The sequence below is a fragment of the Xanthomonas sp. NCPPB 3582 genome (assembly GCF_041475735.2).
Classification (GTDB): Bacteria; Pseudomonadota; Gammaproteobacteria; order Xanthomonadales; family Xanthomonadaceae; genus Xanthomonas; species Xanthomonas codiaei.
Window position 1 is genome coordinate 1,121,993 of record NZ_CM192968.1, and the last position, 16,360, is coordinate 1,138,352.

A 16,360-nucleotide genomic window follows, 5' to 3' on the forward strand; every position below is an offset into this window, starting at 1 on the left:
GTGGCGGGGCGGTCAGCCAGCGCGGGCGGCTAGGGTACCATTCGCGCTTTGATGGAACGGGATTGACGATGATCCGAAGCATGACCGCGTTTGCCGGCGGCGAACGCATCACGCCCTGGGGCACGCTCGGCTGCGAGCTGCGCTCGGTCAACCACCGCTTTCTGGAAGTGGGCACGCGCCTGCCGGAGGAATTGCGTGCGCTGGAGCCGTTGCTGCGCGAGCGCGTGGCGGCCAGGAACAGCCGCGGCAAGCTGGACCTGACGCTGCGCCTGCGCGCGCCGGACAACGCGCAGACCCTGGCGGTGAACGAGGCGCTGCTGCAGGAACTGGGCGCGCTGGCCATGCGGCTGGACGCGAGCTTCCCCAAGCTGCAGGTGGGCTTCACCGAACTGCTGCAACTGCCCGGCGTGCTGCAGGTGCAGGACGTGGATGCGCCGGCCCTGCAGGCACAGGCGCTGGCCTTGCTGGACGAGGTGGTGGACAGTTTCGTGGCTGCGCGCGAGCGCGAAGGCGCCAAGCTGGCCGAGGCAATCGGCGAGCGGGTGGATGCGATCGAGCGCATCGCCGCCGAAGTGCGCAGCCTGATCCCGGTGATCCGCGAAGGCCAGCGCGCCAAGCTGGCCGCACGCCTGGCCGACCTGCCGCATCCGGTGGACCCGGGCCGCGCCGAGCAGGAACTGGTGCTGTGGCTGCAGAAGCTCGATGTGGACGAGGAACTGGACCGGCTGTCCAGCCATATCGGCGAGATCCGCCGCGTGCTCAAGCAGCGCGAACCGGTGGGCCGCCGCCTGGATTTCCTGCTGCAGGAATTCAACCGCGAGGCCAATACGCTCGGCTCCAAGTCGGTGGACAGCCGCACCTCCAACGCCGCGGTGGATCTGAAGGTACTGATCGACCAGATTCGCGAGCAGGTGCAGAACATCGAGTAGCCGGGATTCGGGATTCGGGATGGGGCAGTTGCCGGTTCCCGATGTCTGCGGGCTGCGCCCAATCCCGGTAGCATGTCGACCCCGGTGGTACCGGTCCGCAGTCCGTTCGCGAATCCCGACTCCCCAATTCCGAATCCCTGATCCTATGCGCGGCACTCTCTATATCGTTGCGGCCCCCTCGGGCGCCGGCAAGAGCAGCATCGTCAACGCCACCCTGGCACGCGACCCGAAGATCGCCTTGTCGATCTCGTTCACCTCGCGCGCGCCGCGGCCGGGCGAGCGGCATGCCGAGCACTACCATTTCGTCTCCGCCGACGAGTTCCAGGGCATGATCGAAGCCGGCGACTTCTTCGAGTACGCGCTGGTGCATGGCGACTGGAAGGGCACCGCGCGGCAGTCGGTGGAGCCGCAGCTGGCCGCCGGCCACGACGTGTTGCTGGAGATCGACTGGCAGGGTGCGCGCCAGGTGCGGCAGAAGGTGCCCGATGCGGTGAGCGTGTTCATCCTGCCGCCGTCGCGCCAGGCGCTGGACGAGCGCATGCGCAAGCGCGGCCAGGACAGCGAGGACGTGATGGCGCAGCGCCTGGCCGCCGCGCGCGAAGAGATGCTGCATTTCGAAGAGTTCGACTACGTCATCATCAACGAAACCTTCGACACCGCTGTGTCGGAGATGTGCGCCATCTTCACCGCCAGCCGCTTGCGCCGGCAGGCGCAACAGCAGCGGCATGCGCAGCTGATCCAGGCCTTGCTGGATTAACCATAATCGGCCAGGCAGCGCGCGCAGTCGCGAACGCGGTCTTGCAGCAGTGCGAAGGTGCATGGTTCGTGACGTCTTGTTGCCTCGAATCCGCGGCGCCTTCGTGTCGCTCCTTGCCCGATGGCGATGGATCCGTGTGTTGCCCGGATCGGATGGCTGGAGCGCACGAGCGCGGGGCCAAGGCGGAACGCGACCGGTCGTTCTGCGCACCGAAAGGTCGGGGGTGTCCGGGTGTCGCGGCTCAAGTCGCTGATTCCAAAGGAAACTGAATGGCCACCGGTTGCCCGGCCCGCAGGGCAGGCGTACACTCCGCCCCCTTTCCCTCATTCGATGCGCGGCCGTTGCCGGTCGCCGGGAGCCCGCATGGCCCGCATTACCGTAGAAGATTGCCTGGAAGTCGTGAACAACCGTTTCGAGCTGGTCATGATGGCCTCCAAGCGCGCCCGTCAGCTCGCCAACGGCGTGCAGCCGCTGATCGAGAACGCCGACGCCGGTGACAAGCCCACCGTGATGGCGCTGCGCGAGATCGCTGCCCGCCGGATCGACAACGCGCTGATCGACGAAGTCGAGAAGGCCGAACGCGAGCGTGCCGAGCGCGAAGCGCTGGAATGGGCCGCCGCCGAAGTGGTCGCCGACGAAGACATGTCCAAGAACGACGACTGAGTGGTTGCGGGATGCCGACGCGCCTCGCGCGGCCGGCAAGCGATCTGCAAGCGGCCCGCCTCGTGCGGGCTGTTTGCGTTCCGGGCGGCGGATTGGGGCTAGCGTGTCTACAGGTCGCCAATCGTGCAGGCCACGGGCCGCGACGGACATGCAGCTTTCGCTACGCGGCCCGGCCACAGTGGACGGCCGCACCCGCGCTGTCAGACACCCGTCGTGATGCGCTGGGGCATCGCCTGCGCCATCTCGTGACGCAGCGAGCGCTCCAGCGCCTGCATGGCGGTGTAGCCGCGGCGTTTTGCAACGTGGAAACGGGCGATGTCTGCCGGCGTCGGCACGGTGCCGGCGCCGGGTGCGCTCATTGCCGCCATCGCTGCCGGCAGGTCGGGGTACGCACCGCTGGCCACCGCCGCCAGCATCGCGCTGCCCAGCAGTACCGGTTCGGCCGTGGCGGCCACGTCCATCCGGATGCCGCAGGCATCGGCCATCAGCTGGCGCACCAGCCGGCTGTGGCTTGCCCCACCGCTCATGATCACGCTGTCCATGCACACGCCTTGCCCGCGCAGCGCGTCGAGGATGTCGGCCAGCCCGTAACCCAGTCCGCAGATACCCGCGACATACAGCGCCTCCAGGCCATCGAGATCGTGGTCGATGCCGAGCCCGACGATGACCGCCCGGGCGCTGGGGTCGGCGGCGGGCGAGCGGTTGCCCAGGTAGTCCGGCAGCACGTGCAGCGCGTGCGCACGCAGGGCGGCGTGCGAGGGCGTCCGTACCTGCGCCAGGATGCGTTGCTCCAGCCATTGCAGGACATCCAGCCCGGCCGCGGTGGCCTGCGCGCTGGCATCGGCATAGCCCGGATGCGAGCGGATCAGGGTGTCGATCGCCACGCCGGCGGCCGATTGCCCACCCTCGTTGAGCCATAGCCCCGGCACCAGCGCAGAGTCATACGGTCCCCAGACACCGGGCGTGAAGCACGCGGCCTGCGTGCTCACCAGCACGCAGGCGGAGGTGCCCAGGATGTAGGCCGCGCGTGCGGTGAGCGGCACCGGCTGGCCGTCCGCGGCGGGGCTGGCGAGGGTGCCGACGGCGCCGGCATGCGCATCGATCAGGGCCGCACCCACCGCGATCCCGGCCTGCAGACCCAGTTCGTCGGCCGCCGTGGGCGTCAGCCCCTGGCCCAGTGCGGCGCCCGGTGCAACGATCCGGTGGCCGATCCGTGCAGCGTCCTTGACGAGCAACTCGGCCAGGCCGATGCGTTCGAAGAAGGCCGGGCTCCAGCCGCCGCTATGCTGCACGTAGGTCCACTTGCAGGTGACCGTGCACAGCGAGCGGTCGGTGCTGCCGGTGGCACGCCAGCTCAGCCAGTCGGCCAGGTCGAACAGGTGCGCGGCGCGCGCATAGCTGTCGGGCAGATGCTGCTTGAGCCAGAGCAGCTTGGGTATCTGCATTTCCGGCGAAATCTGCCCACCGACATAGCGCAGTACCGGGTCGCCGGTGGCATTGATGTGGTCGGCCTGAGCGACGGCGCGATGGTCCATCCACACGATCACATCGCGCTCGGCCTGGCCGCCGGGGCTGATGCACACCGGCCCGCCGTCGGCGGCGACCGCGACCAGCGAACAGGTGGCGTCGAAGCCAATCCCGGCCACCCGCGCAACATCCACGCCGGCCTGCGCCAGCGCCGCGCGGATCGCCTGCACGCAGGCCTGCCAGATGTCCGCGGACGATTGCTCGACCATATCGCCGGGCAAATACCAGGTCTGGATGGGATGGCGCGCGCTGCCGAGCAGGCGGCCGCGCGCGTCGAACAGCCCGGCGCGTGCACTGCCGGTGCCCACGTCCACGCCGATGAACACGGCAGTGTTGGTCGAAGACATGGCCTACCAGCAGGTATAGCCGCCGTCGGCCAGCACGATACTGCCGGTCATCAGGCTGGCGGCGGGGGAGGCCAGGAACAATGCGACCGAGGCGATTTCTTCCACTTCGCCCAGTCGCCCCATCGGCGTGCCGCCGATCCAGGCGGCGTACATCGCCGGGTCTTCCTTGACGAAGGCGTTCAAGGGCGTGGCGATATAGGTCGGCGCCACCGCGTTGACGCGCACGCCGCGGTTGCCCCATTCGGCGGCCAGCGATTTGGTCAGATGGTGCACCGCCGCCTTGGAGGCGTTGTAGTACGCCTGCGCCTGCGGCTTGTTGACGATGAAGCCGGACATCGAACCGACATTGACGATGGCGCCGTCGCCGCCGTCCAGCATGTGCTTGCCGAAGGCGCGGCAGCACCAGAAGGTGCCGTTGAGATTGACGTCGATGACATTGAGCCAGTGCTCGTCGGTGACGGTTTCGGCCGGGGTCTGGCTGCGCGCGATGCCGGCGTTGTTGACCAGGATGTCGACCTTGCCGAACCTGGCGTGCAGTTCGTCGGCCACCTGGGTCACGCGCGCCGAATCGGTGACGTCCATCTGCACGATCTCCGCCTCCAGGCCCTTGCTGCGCAGGGTGGCCAGACCTTGCTCGGCCACGGCGATGTCGTGGTCGGCAATCACCACCTGGGCGCCGGCTTCGGCCAGCGCATCGCAGATGGCCAGGCCGATCGCGCGGCCGCCGCCGGTGACGACCGCCACGCGGCCATCGAGTTTGAACTTGTCCAGATACATCGCATGTCTCCTGCTGGGTCTTGCACGTGGGGGAGTGAACGGGTGAACGCTGCAGCGCTCAGCGCATGGCCTGCTGGCCGGCGTCGAAGCGATGCAGGTGCTGCGGGTCGGGCAGCAAGGTGACGGTGTCGCCCACGGCAACGCGCAGGTCGCCGGTACAGCGCGCATCCACGGTGCCCACGCCGGGGATCTCCACATAGACGAAGGTGTCGCTGCCCAGGTGTTCGGCCTGGAGCACGCTGCCCTGCCAGGCTTCGCCGCCGGCAGCGGCCGCAGTGCTGCCGCGGTGCACGGCGATATGTTCCGGACGCACGCCGAGCGTGACCGCGCCATGGCGCGCGGCCACCTCGCCCTGCAGCAGGTTCATGCGTGGGGAGCCGATGAAGCCGGCCACGAAGACATTGGCCGGGCGCTCGTAGAGTTCCAGCGGCGTGCCGACCTGCTCGATACGCCCAGCCTGCAGCACCACGATCTCGTCGGCCATGGTCATCGCCTCGACCTGATCGTGGGTGACGTAGACCGCGGTGGTCCTGAGGTGTTTCTGCAGGCGGGTGACTTCCAGGCGCATCTGCACGCGCAAGGCGGCATCCAGGTTGGACAGCGGTTCGTCGAACAAAAAGCCCTTGGGTTCGCGCACGATGGCGCGGCCGATCGCCACGCGCTGGCGCTGGCCGCCGGACAACTGGCCGGGCCTGCGGTCCAGATAGTCGGTGAGGTTGAGCACCGTGGCGGCCTGCGCCACGCGCCGCTCGATCTCGGCCTTGGGCACGCGCGCCATCTTCAGCCCGAAGGCGATGTTCTTGCGCACGCTCATGTGCGGATACAGCGCATACGACTGGAACACCATCGACAGCCCGCGCCGGGCCGGCGGCAGCTTGGTGACATCGTCGCCATCGATCAGGATGCGCCCGCCGCTGACGTCTTCCAGACCGGCGATCAGCCGCAACAAGGTGGTCTTGCCGCAACCGGACGGGCCGACGAAGACCACGAACTTGCCGTCGTCGATCTCCAGGTCCGCGCCGTGGATGACCTGCGTGTCGCCGAAGGATTTGCTGACAGCTTGCAGCGTGATGCGTCCCATGAACCACCTGTTGCGTTGAGTGAGTTATTTCACGGCGCCGAAGGTCAGCCCGCGCACCAGTTGCTTCTGGCAGAACCAGCCCAGCACCAGGATCGGTGCGATCGCCATGGTCGAGGCAGCCGACAACTTGGCCCAGAACAGGCCTTCCGGGCTCGAATAGGACGCGATGAAGGCGGTCAACGGCGCGGCCTTGGACGAGGACAGATTCAGCGACCAGAACGCCTCGTTCCAGGCCAGGATCACGTTGAGCAGCAGCGAGGAGGCGATGCCGGGCAGTGCCATCGGCGCCAGGATGTAGAGGATCTCCTTGCCGATGGTGGCGCCGTCCATGCGCGCCGCTTCCAGGATGTCCCTGGGGATGTCCTTGAAGTAGTTGAACAGCATCCACACCATGATCGGCAGGTTGCCCAGGCACAGCACGATCACCAGGCCGAGTTGGGTATCCAGCAGGCCCCAGTCGCGGTACAGCAGGTAGATCGGCACCAGCACGCCCACCGGCGGCAGCATCTTGGTCGACAGCATCCACAGCAGGATGCTGCGGGTGCGCCGGGTCGGTGCGAAGGCCATCGACCAGGCCGCGGGGATGGCGATCGCCAGCGCGATCAACGTGGAGCCCAGTGCCACCACCACCGAATTCCACGCATGCGCGAGGTAATCGCTGCGGGCCTGTACGGCGGCGTAGTTTTCCAGCGTCCAGTGGAAGAACAGGAAACTGGGCGGAGTGGAGAATGCGTCGATCTCGCTCTTGAAGCTGGTCAGCAGCATCCACAGGATCGGGAAGAACATCACCCCACCCACCACCCAGGCGGCGAGGGTGGTGGCAAGCACTTGCATGGCGGGCGCGCGACGGGCCATCTCAGGTCTCCAGGTTCTTGCCGACGATGCGGACCAGGAAGATCGCCGCCAGGTTGGCCAGCACTACCGCGATCAGGCCGCCGGCGGAGGCGGCGCCGACGTCGTACTGCAGCAGCGCCTGCGAATAGATCAGGTAGGCCAGGTTGGTGGTCTGCATGCCCGGGCCGCCGCCGGTGGTGACGTAGATCTCCACGAACACCGTCAGCAGGAAGATGGTTTCGATCAGCACCACGATGGTCAGCGGGCGCGCAAGATGCGGCAGGGTGAGATGGAAGAAGCGGTCGAATACACCGGCACCATCCATCAACGCCGCTTCCTGCTGTTCCTCGTCCAGCGATTGCAGCGCGGTCAACAGGATCAGCACCGAGAACGGCAGCCACTGCCAGGCCACGATCAGGATGATCGACAGCATCGGGTATTGGGTGAACCAGTCGATCGGCGTCAGCCCCAGCGATTGCCATAGCCAGGCCAGCAAGCCGGACACCGGATGCATCAGCAGGTTCTTCCAGATCAGCGCACTGACCGTGGGCATCACGAAGAAGGGGGCGATCAGCAACAGGCGCACGATGCGCCGGCCCACGAACGCCTGGTCGAGCAGCAAGGCGATCGGCACGCCGCATCCGGCAGTGATCGCCAGCACCGAGCCGACCAGCAGCAAGGTGTTGCCGAGCGAGGAGAAGAAGGCAGGGTTGCTGAGGAAGTAGCGGAAGTTGCCCAGCCCGACGAAGGTCTTGTCCGGGTTGAGCAGGTCGTAATGCAGCGTGGAGAACCACACGGTCATCGCCAGCGGCACGATCATCCACGCCAGCAACAACAGGATCGACGGCGCGATCAGGAAGCGGGCGAGGCGTTGGGTTTGCTGCGTGGCCATCGGAAGGTCCGTTGCAGGGGCGGCGAAGGTTGCGGATGACAGTGCGCGATGGTTATGGGAACGACTTGGCCCGCTGCGCGTGCGCAGGCGGCAGCCGGCGCTGCGCGACTAGAAGTTCAGGCTGACCTGCAGGCCGAGCAGGGTGGCGTGATCGACATCGCGCCCGCCGGGATGCCGGATGTACTGCACGCTGGGCATGATCTCGATGCCGCGGCTCACGGCAAGGTTGTAATTGAGTTCGATCGGATACTCGTAGCGCTGCACCTCGATCGCGCCCGCGCCGCTCGGCAGGCGCTGGTTGTAGGCACGCTGGGCGCTGCGCAAGCGGTCGCTGAGCGCATTGCGGCCGAATGCCAGGCCGATGCGGTCGTTCGGCCGTGTGGGAAACACGCCCTTCCAGAACGCGCCGAGCGCCACCACCTGGCCCACCGTGCTGACCTCGTCGTCGGCATCGATGAGGCTGGCGAAGATGCGCAGGCCGCCGCCTTCCCCGTTGCTGGTGAGTTGCTGTTCGAGGTTGGCGTAGAACGCGCGATCGGTGTCCTGCAAGGTGGCCGGGCTGGCGCTCAGGCTGGTGGGCAGGCCGATCTGGTTGTAGACCCGGGGTTGATCGTTGCTGTTGCGCACCGCGCCGATGCGGTAATCGCCATCGATGCCATTGCCGTAGTCGGGTTTGAATTCCACCTCGGCCACCATCAGCGTGCCGTGGTCGTCGCCTGCGGTGCGCAGTTTCAGGCCCTGGTCGGTGGAGCGGTTCTGCGGGTTGGCATCGTAGCCGCCGACGCGGAATAACCAGCGCTTGTCCGGGCTGAAGGTGAGCACGCCGCCCCAGGCACTGAGCGGGTCGCCATACCAGTTGTTGCTGATGGTGTTGGACGAGCCGCCGCTGCAGAAGCTCAGGTGCTGGAAGTTGCAGTTCAACGCGAAGAAGTCCGCGCTGGGGTAGATGCGGCCGGCCTTCAGCGACAGGCGGTCGTCGAGCAGGCGCTGGGTCAGCGAGAACTGGGTCAGGCGCGTGACCGGGCCGCGGCCGAAGATCTGCTGTGCCTGCAACAGGGTGGGAATGCCGGCCTTGGTGTTGATCAGATCGCCATTGCGGTTGGTGATCTCCAGTTTGAAATCGGCGCCGGTCCAGCCCCAGAGCCTGTCCAGGTCGCCGTAGCCGCCCAGAAAGAATTGATCGGCGTAGGCGGTGGTCTCGCGTTCCCCGCCGGCGAGGTTGTGCGCGGTCTGGCTGAAATGGGCCAGCTTGAATTCCACGCCCTGTTCGGCCAGTGCGCTGCGCGCCCCGCCCCAGTCGCCGCCGATATGCTTGCCCGGGTCGAATGCATCGGCGGCCTGCGCGGGGGCGCAGAGCAGGCTGGCGGCAATGGCCGGCAGCGCAGCAAGAGTGTGCCTGATCTTCATCGAGTGCCTCGCGTGATGAGGCCCGGCGCGCCTGCGCCGAGCGTGCAGCGGGATCCAGGCCGTGCGGCGTACCGCACGGAAAGGTAGGCGTTACTTCTTCGGGTAGCCGGCGCGCAGCATTTCGCGCTCGGTGCTGGCCTGGGCGTTCTTCAGCGCGTCGTCCACGCTGACCGAGCCGGTGAGCGCCGCAGAGAACTGCTGGCCGACCGTGGTGCCGATCGACTGGAATTCCGGGATGGCCACGTACTGCACGCCGACATAGGGCACCGGCTTGACCGCGGGGTGATGGGTGTCGGCGCCCTGGATGGCGGCCAGGGTCGGCTTGGCGAACGGCGCGGCCTTCAGATACTCGGAGTTGGCATACAGCGATTGACGCGTGCCCGGTGGTACGTTGACCCAACCGTCCTTGGCGGCGACCAGGTCGATGTAGTGCTTGCCGGTAGCCCAGGCGATGAAGGCCTGCGCCTTGTCTGCCTTCCTGGAACTGGCCGGGATCGCCAGATTCCAGGCCCACAGCCAGCCGGTAGTCTTGCCCTTGCCGGCATCGGGCGCAGGCGCGAAGCCGACCTTGTCGGCCACCTTGGATTCGCTCGGGTTGCTGATGAAAGAGGCCGCCACCGTGGCATCCACCCACATGGCGCACTTGCCGGCGTTGAACAGCGCCAGATTCTCGTTGAAGCCGTTGGAGGCCGCGCCGGGCGGGCCGGCCTGCTGCATGACATCCACGTAGGTCTGCAACGCGGCCTTCCATTCCGGCTGGTCGAACTGCGGCTTCCACTGCTCGTCGAACCAGCGCGCACCGAAGGCATTGCCCATCGCGCTGATCAAGGCCATGTTCTCGCCCCAGCCAGCCTTGCCGCGCAGGCAGATGCCATACACGCCGTTCTGCTTGTCGGTGAGCTTGCGCGCGGCATCGGCCACGAAACTCCACGACGGCTGCGCCGGCATCTGCAGGCCGGCCTTCTGCAGCAGGTCGGTGCGATACATCAGCATCGAGCCTTCGGCGTAGAACGGCGCTGCGTACAGCTTGCCCTTGTCGCTGACCGCATCGCGGATCTGCGGCATCAGGTCGTCCACGTCGTAGTCGGCGTCGAAGCTCAGCGGCTTGAGCCAACCGCGCTCGGCCCAGATCGGCACCTCGTAGGTGCCGATGGTCAGCACATCGAATTGCCCGCCCTGGGTGGCGATGTCGGTGGTCACGCGCTGGCGCAGCACGTTTTCCTCCAGCGTCACCCACTCCAGCTTGATGTCCGGATGCCTGGCGGTGAAGTCGGCGGTGAGCTTCTGCATGCGGATCATGTCGCCGTTGTTGACGGTGGCGATCACCAGCGTGTCCTGCCTGGCCGCCGCATCGCCATCCTGTTGGCCGCCACCACCGCAACCGGCCAGTGCGGTGCTCAGTCCCACGCAGGTCAGCAACTTGATCGAAGTGTTCATACCGGTGCCTCGGGTCGAGGTTGCTTGAGCAAATGCCCGTGTGATGCGCATATGCCCACGCTGTCGGCACGCTGTAAAGCACTTTCGATCGTGCAACGCAGCATCGCCGCGCACGCCAGGGCGCCCGCAGCCGGATGAAAACCTCACGAATGAACCGTCTTGCGCCGCTGCGCGAGGGCGTGCCTCAGCTGGCGAGCAAGGCCTTGGCCGTGTGCTCGTCGGTGATCAGGCCATTGAGGATGCGGCCCTTCAGGGCGGCCTTGATCGGCCCCACCTTGACCGTGCCCGCGGCCACGCCGATGGTCAGGCTGCGCGACGGCACGCTGTGCGGCACGCTGGTCAGGCGCAGGTTGCTGCCGCCCTCGATGATCTCGCCATCGGCATTGATCGCCCAGCCGATGACCTCGCCCACGGCGCCCAGGCGGATCAGTTCCAGCAGTTCGGTGCGGCTGATGAATCCGTCCACATGCAGCGGAGCGGTCTGGTCGAGCTGGCCGACGCCGACCAGGCGCAGATCGGCCTTGTCGGCGATCGCGCGGACCCTGCGCACCACCTCGATGCCCAGCAAGCTCTTGCGCTCGGTCTGCGAGGACAGGAACACCGGCAGCGGCATCGGGTAGTGCTGGGCGCCGGTCAGGTCGGCCAGGCGCGCCACCGCATCGAACGGGCTCGCCGAGCCGTCCGGGGAGATATTGCCGACCAGCGACACCAGCTGGTGATTGCGGGTCTGCATCGCCGGAATCCGTTCCACCGCCGCGCGCATCGAGCGGCCGGTGCCGATGCCGATGATGCTCGGGGTGTCGCTGCGCAGCGTGGATTCCAGCAATGCGGCCGCACGCTCGGCCACGCCGGTGACCAGGCCCGGATCGGCCGGATCGGTGGGCGCCACTTCGCAATAGCCGATGCCGAAGCGATCCTGCAGCTGCGCGGCCAGATCCATGCAGGCGGCGATCGGGTGTTCCAGGCGAAAGGTGATCAGGCGCTGGCTCAGGCACAACGACACCAGCCGCTGCGCGGTGGCCCGCGAGACCTTGAGCTTGCGGGCGATTTCGTCCTGGGTGTTGCCTGCGATGTAGTACAGCCAGCCGGCACGGGCAGCGGCGTCGAGTCGCGTGGTGTCGCTGTCGGAGTTGGCCATCTTTCACATGTGGACGCGTGGACGTCTCAGCCTAACGCAGTGCCCGGGCGTACGCAGCCGGCGGCATCCAGCGCAGCGGACACGGCCGCCATGCTGTCGAACACGCGCACCGCGCCGGCGGCGGCCAGCGACGCGCTGGCATCGGCTGTCGCGCCGTGGTGGCTGCCACCGCTGAATCCCCAGCCCTGCATGCCGGCCGCGCGGGCCGCCTGCAGGCCGCTGGGGCTGTCTTCGATCACCAGGCAGTTGCCGGGCGCGACCTGCATGCCGTCGGCGGCGAACAGGAACAGGTCCGGCGCCGGCTTGCCCTGCGCCACGCGCTCGGCGGTGTACAGGTGCGGGCCGAAGTAACGCGCCAGTCCGGTGACCTGCAGGCACAGCCGGACCCGTTCCAGATGACTGGACGAGGCCACGCACAGCGGCCGGTCCAGCGCCTGCAGCAGCGCGGCCACGCCGGGAACCGGCTGCAGTTCGCTGCGCAGGCGCGCCAGCAGTTCGGTGTTGAGATCGGCCTCGAAGGTGTCGGGCAAGGCGATGCCCAGCGTCTGGGCATGCGCACGTACGCTGGCCAGGCGACGCCCGAGAAAGCGCTGCTTGACCGCAGTGGCGTCCATGTCCACGCCATGCCGTCGCAGCGTCTGCGCCAGCACCGCGCAGGCCAGCGGTTCGCTGTCGACCAGCACGCCGTCGCAGTCGAAGATGATCAGGCCAGGTCGGGCGTGCATCGGTCGGCGTCTCGCCACGGGCAACGGTCCTGGAGTATAGCGTCCGGGCAAATGTTGCATGGAATGGGCAATAGCGCAGGGTGGCGGTTCGGTGCCGTGCCTCGCCCCGGCAGCCCGCGCCCTTGCCTCCGGCATGCTTGCGCGTTCACGTGCCGCATTGCCGCAAACCGGCCACTGGCATAGTCTTCCGCCATGAACCCAGGCCCCACTGCCCAGGCGAGCGTGGCGACGACCCCGTCCTCCGACCCGGCGATTCCCGACTACGTCCTGCACTTCGAGCGCGCTGCCAGCTACCTGCCCAAGGAGCAGCTGCCGATCCTGCGCCGCGCCTGGGAAGTGGGCGCCACCGCGCATGCGGGCCAGACCCGCAAATCCGGCGAGCCCTACATCACTCACCCGGTGGCCGTGGCCGGTGTGCTGGCCGAGCTGGGCCTGGATATGGAATCGCTGATCGCCGCGATCCTGCACGACACCATCGAAGACACGCCGCTGACGCGCGAAGAGCTGGCCTCCGAATTCGGCGAAGCGGTGGCCGAGCTGGTCGATGGCGTCACCAAGCTGGACAAGCTCAAGTTCCGCGACCGCCAGGAAGCGGCTGCCGAAAGCTTCCGCAAGATGCTGCTGGCGATGTCGCGCGACCTGCGCGTGATCATGATCAAGCTGGCCGACCGCCTGCACAACATGCGCACGCTGGGCGCGCAGAGCACCGAGGCGCGCGGCCGCATCGCGCGTGAGACGCTGGAGATCTACGCGCCCATCGCCCAGCGCCTGGGCATGAGCCTGATCAAGTCCGAGCTGCAGAACCTGGGCTTCCGCGCGTTGTATCCCTGGCGTCACGCCATCATCGAAAAACATATCCGCAGCCAGCCGGTGGTGCGGCGCGAATCGATGGCGCAGGTGGAGGTGCAACTGAGCCAGCGGCTGGCCAAGGAAGGGCTGGAGCACCGTCTGGTCAGCCGCATCAAGACGCCGTGGAGCATCTATTCGAAGATGCACGAAGAGAACAAGTCCTTCGACCAGGTGATGGACGTGTTCGGCTTCCGCCTGGTGGTGCGCACGGTGGCCGATTGCTACCACGCACTGGGCGCGGTGCATGCCACCTTCAAGCCGCTGGACGGGCGCTTCCGCGATTTCATCGCGATCCCGAAGGCCAACGGTTATCAGTCCTTGCACACGGTGTTGTTCGGGCCGTACGGCTCGCCGATCGAGGTGCAGATCCGCACCGAAGAGATGGACCTGATCGCCGAGCGCGGCGTGGCGGCGCACTGGACCTACAAGGTGGGTTCGGCCGCGCCCAACAGCGCGCAGAGCCGTGCGCACGACTGGATCGTGGAGCTGATCGATTCGCAACGCGCCGCCGGTTCGTCGCTGGAGTTCCTGGACAACGTCAAGGTGGACCTGTTCCCGGACGAGGTCTATCTGTTCACGCCCAAGGGCAAGATCCTGGCATTGCCACGCAATTCCACCGCGCTGGATTTCGCCTATGCGGTGCATACCGACGTGGGCAACCGCGCGGTGGCCTCGCGCGTGGACAAGAAGCTGGTGCCGTTGCGCACCAAGCTGGTCAGCGGGCAGGCGGTGGAGATCATCACCGCGCGTTCGGCCACGCCCAAGCCGCAGTGGCTGGAATTTGTGGTCAGCAGCAAGGCGCGCACGGCGATCCGCCACCAGCTCAAGCAGCTCGAACACGAAGACGCCGTACAACTGGGCCACCGCATGCTCGACCGCGCGCTGGAAGCGATGGATTCCTCGCTGGAGCGGCTGCCCAAGGGCCGCCTGGACGCCTTCCTCACCGAACATCGCTACCCGCGCCTGGAAGCGCTGCTGGCCGACGTGGCGCTGGGCAACTGGATGCCCACCCAGGCCGCGCAGGCGCTGATGGCCTACGCCGAACTGCGCGGTGGCGGGCATTCCAAGCATTCGCACGAAAAGATCCTGATCGACGGCAGCGAGCGCGGCGTGATCAGCTTCGCCAATTGCTGCCAGCCGATTCCCGGCGACGAGATCATGGGCTACCACACCGCCGGCAAGGGTATCGTGGTGCACCGGCTGGATTGCCCGAACCTGGCCGAGTTGCGCAAATCGCCCGAGCGCTGGGTGCCGATCGACTGGGACTCCAACGTCAGCGGCGACTACGACACTGCGCTGATCGTGGAGGTGGAAAACCGCACCGGCGTGCTGGCGCAGCTGGCTGCGGCGATCGCGCAGAGCCAGTCCAATATCGAACGGGTGGATTATCTGGACCGCGATTTCAATGCCGCGGTGTTGCGCTTCAACATCCAGGTGCGCGACCGCCGCCATCTGGCCGAAGTGATGCGCCGGCTGCGCCGCCTGCATGTGGTGCAGAGCGTGGGGCGGCAGTAGGCCGGAGCCCGACCCTGCCAAGCGCCGCAGCAGGCCGGTTGGATCGGCTTGCGCGACGGCGCGCGCCATGAGAACGCAGTGCGTTGATCGCTTCAGTGCGTTGCAGTGCGAACGACGCAGCCGGCGTGACGCACCGTGCCCATCGTAAGTTGCGCTGCAAGCGCCGCGTGCTCACGACGTCAGAAACTGCGCGCCCTGCGGGTGCGCGCAACCAATGTGAAGTCAGCACTCGACGTAGTCGTGCACCGCGTTCGTATCGGGGCGCAGTCTCGATTGGACCGCAAGACATGCGCTGCACCCGCTTTGGGGACACTCCGGATCGCGCGCGAGTCGGCCGAGGCCGACGCAGAAACCCTGGGCGCGCATCACTGCGTGACGGTGGCAGTGCACAGTCCTGGGTGACCAGCGCGCTCGCAGAACTCAGGTGATCAGCCGGCGTAGTGCCGGATTGTCGTTGTCCTGCTTCCACGCCAGATGCAATTCCACCGGCGTGGCCGGCGCCTCCTCGCGCAGCGGCAGGTACACGATGCCGGCGTAGCGCAGGCCGCTGGCGCCTTCGGGCACCAATGCCATACCCATGCCACCGCGCACCAGCGCCAGCACCGAATGGATCTGGCTGACGTATTGCACCGAGCGCGGCGCGATGCCGCGGCTGCCGAACAGCTGCGCCAGCAGATCGTAGAAGTAGCGCGCTTCATCGGGCGCGTAATTGACCAGCGGCTGGCCGTCGAAATCCTGCAGGCGCAGGCTGTCGTGACGTGCCAGCGGTGCGTCCTCGGGCAACGCGGCGATCAGCGGCTCGCGCGCTACGCAGCGGCTGTGCAGGACAGGGCGCTGGATCGGCGGGCGCAGCAGGCCGATATCCAGCCGCCCTGCGTCCAGCGCATCCAGCTGCGCCAGGCTGACCATTTCCTTCAGCTGCAGGTCCACATCCGGTGCCTCGCTGCGCCAGCGCGCGATGGCCTCGGGCAGGAAGCGATAGCTGGCGCCGGCAGTGAAGCCCACCGAGACGCTGCCGGCATCGCCGGTGCCGATCCGGCGTGCACGCAGGCCCGCGTTCTCAGCCATGCGCAGGATCGCGCGCGCCTCGGCCAGCAGGCTGCGCCCGGCCTGGGTCAGCCGCACGTGCCGGCTGTTGCGCTCCAGCAAGGTGGTACCGACGCTGTGCTCGAGCAGCTGGATCTGCCGGCTCAGCGGTGGCTGGGTCATGTTCAGGCGCTCGGCCGCGCGACGGAAGTGGAGCTCGTCGGCAACGGCGACGAAGCAGCGCAGCTGGGGCAGATCGAACATGAAGCGGCCTCTCGACGGGCGATTTGGATGAATTCGATGCTGCACGTGCAACATCTTGGCGCACGGTGCGCGGATGAATACGCGGCACGCCGGCAAGACACCGACACCGGGCACGAGCATTCATAATTACGTGGGTCACAGAAAATCGTTGCAAAGCAGCCATTTGCGCCGGTTTGGCGTCATCCATGAAGC

General features: G+C 67.2%; 14 protein-coding genes. 4 read left to right on the forward strand and 10 right to left on the reverse strand.

Annotated elements, in window-relative coordinates; translation table 11 throughout:
- Positions 1-68: 68 nt before the first annotated feature.
- From ACCQ05_RS04800 to rpoZ, 3 genes are all read left to right on the forward strand, one after another.
- Positions 69-929 carry a YicC/YloC family endoribonuclease gene (locus ACCQ05_RS04800; protein WP_228963196.1) on the forward strand — a complete coding sequence of 287 codons (861 nt, stop codon included), beginning with the start codon at positions 69-71 and terminating at the stop codon, positions 927-929.
- 145 nt (positions 930-1,074) lie between these two features.
- On the forward strand, positions 1,075-1,686 hold the full coding sequence (gene gmk / locus ACCQ05_RS04805) for a guanylate kinase (protein ID WP_064510492.1): 612 nt from the start codon (positions 1,075-1,077) through the stop codon (positions 1,684-1,686).
- Positions 1,687-2,049: 363 nt separating this feature from the next.
- Positions 2,050-2,349 (forward strand): DNA-directed RNA polymerase subunit omega, encoded by a 300-nt coding sequence (gene rpoZ, locus ACCQ05_RS04810; RefSeq protein WP_104539972.1) that lies wholly within the window; start codon positions 2,050-2,052, stop codon positions 2,347-2,349.
- Positions 2,350-2,549: 200 nt separating this feature from the next.
- Here the strand turns inward: rpoZ and ACCQ05_RS04815 are convergent, their stop codons facing one another.
- The 9 genes from ACCQ05_RS04815 to ACCQ05_RS04855 form a co-directional block, all read right to left on the reverse strand.
- Positions 2,550-4,223, reverse strand: coding sequence for an FGGY-family carbohydrate kinase (locus tag ACCQ05_RS04815; protein WP_372393073.1), 1,674 nt, complete (start codon positions 4,221-4,223; stop codon positions 2,550-2,552).
- Between the two features lie 3 nt (positions 4,224-4,226).
- The gene (locus tag ACCQ05_RS04820; protein ID WP_104539974.1) at positions 4,227-5,000 is read right to left on the reverse strand and encodes an SDR family NAD(P)-dependent oxidoreductase; all 774 of its coding nucleotides are present in this window, start codon (positions 4,998-5,000) and stop codon (positions 4,227-4,229) included.
- A gap of 58 nt (positions 5,001-5,058) precedes the next feature.
- On the reverse strand, positions 5,059-6,081 hold the full coding sequence (locus ACCQ05_RS04825) for an ABC transporter ATP-binding protein (RefSeq protein ID WP_372393074.1): 1,023 nt from the start codon (positions 6,079-6,081) through the stop codon (positions 5,059-5,061).
- Positions 6,082-6,105: 24 nt separating this feature from the next.
- Complete coding sequence (locus tag ACCQ05_RS04830; protein ID WP_372393075.1) at positions 6,106-6,936, reverse strand: carbohydrate ABC transporter permease; 831 nt, start codon at positions 6,934-6,936, stop codon at positions 6,106-6,108.
- A gap of 1 nt (position 6,937) precedes the next feature.
- The gene (locus tag ACCQ05_RS04835; RefSeq protein WP_372393076.1) at positions 6,938-7,807 is read right to left on the reverse strand and encodes a carbohydrate ABC transporter permease; all 870 of its coding nucleotides are present in this window, start codon (positions 7,805-7,807) and stop codon (positions 6,938-6,940) included.
- Positions 7,808-7,915: 108 nt separating this feature from the next.
- Positions 7,916-9,214: a carbohydrate porin gene (locus ACCQ05_RS04840; RefSeq protein ID WP_372393077.1), complete on the reverse strand. Its 1,299-nt coding sequence runs from the start codon at positions 9,212-9,214 to the stop codon at positions 7,916-7,918.
- Positions 9,215-9,304: 90 nt separating this feature from the next.
- Complete coding sequence (locus ACCQ05_RS04845) at positions 9,305-10,651, reverse strand: ABC transporter substrate-binding protein (RefSeq protein ID WP_372393078.1); 1,347 nt, start codon at positions 10,649-10,651, stop codon at positions 9,305-9,307.
- A 184-nt stretch (positions 10,652-10,835) separates the two neighbouring features.
- Positions 10,836-11,789, reverse strand: coding sequence for a sugar-binding transcriptional regulator (locus tag ACCQ05_RS04850; RefSeq protein WP_228963204.1), 954 nt, complete (start codon positions 11,787-11,789; stop codon positions 10,836-10,838).
- A gap of 26 nt (positions 11,790-11,815) precedes the next feature.
- On the reverse strand, positions 11,816-12,514 hold the full coding sequence (locus ACCQ05_RS04855) for an HAD family hydrolase (RefSeq protein ID WP_228963205.1): 699 nt from the start codon (positions 12,512-12,514) through the stop codon (positions 11,816-11,818).
- Positions 12,515-12,706: 192 nt separating this feature from the next.
- Here ACCQ05_RS04855 and ACCQ05_RS04860 point away from each other — a divergent pair, with 192 nt between their 5' ends.
- Positions 12,707-14,878 (forward strand): RelA/SpoT family protein, encoded by a 2,172-nt coding sequence (locus ACCQ05_RS04860; protein ID WP_104539982.1) that lies wholly within the window; start codon positions 12,707-12,709, stop codon positions 14,876-14,878.
- A 420-nt stretch (positions 14,879-15,298) separates the two neighbouring features.
- Here the strand turns inward: ACCQ05_RS04860 and ACCQ05_RS04865 are convergent, their stop codons facing one another.
- Positions 15,299-16,168, reverse strand: a complete 870-nt coding sequence (locus tag ACCQ05_RS04865) for a LysR family transcriptional regulator (protein ID WP_372393079.1) — start codon at positions 16,166-16,168, stop codon at positions 15,299-15,301.
- Between the last annotated feature and the right edge of the window lie 192 nt (positions 16,169-16,360).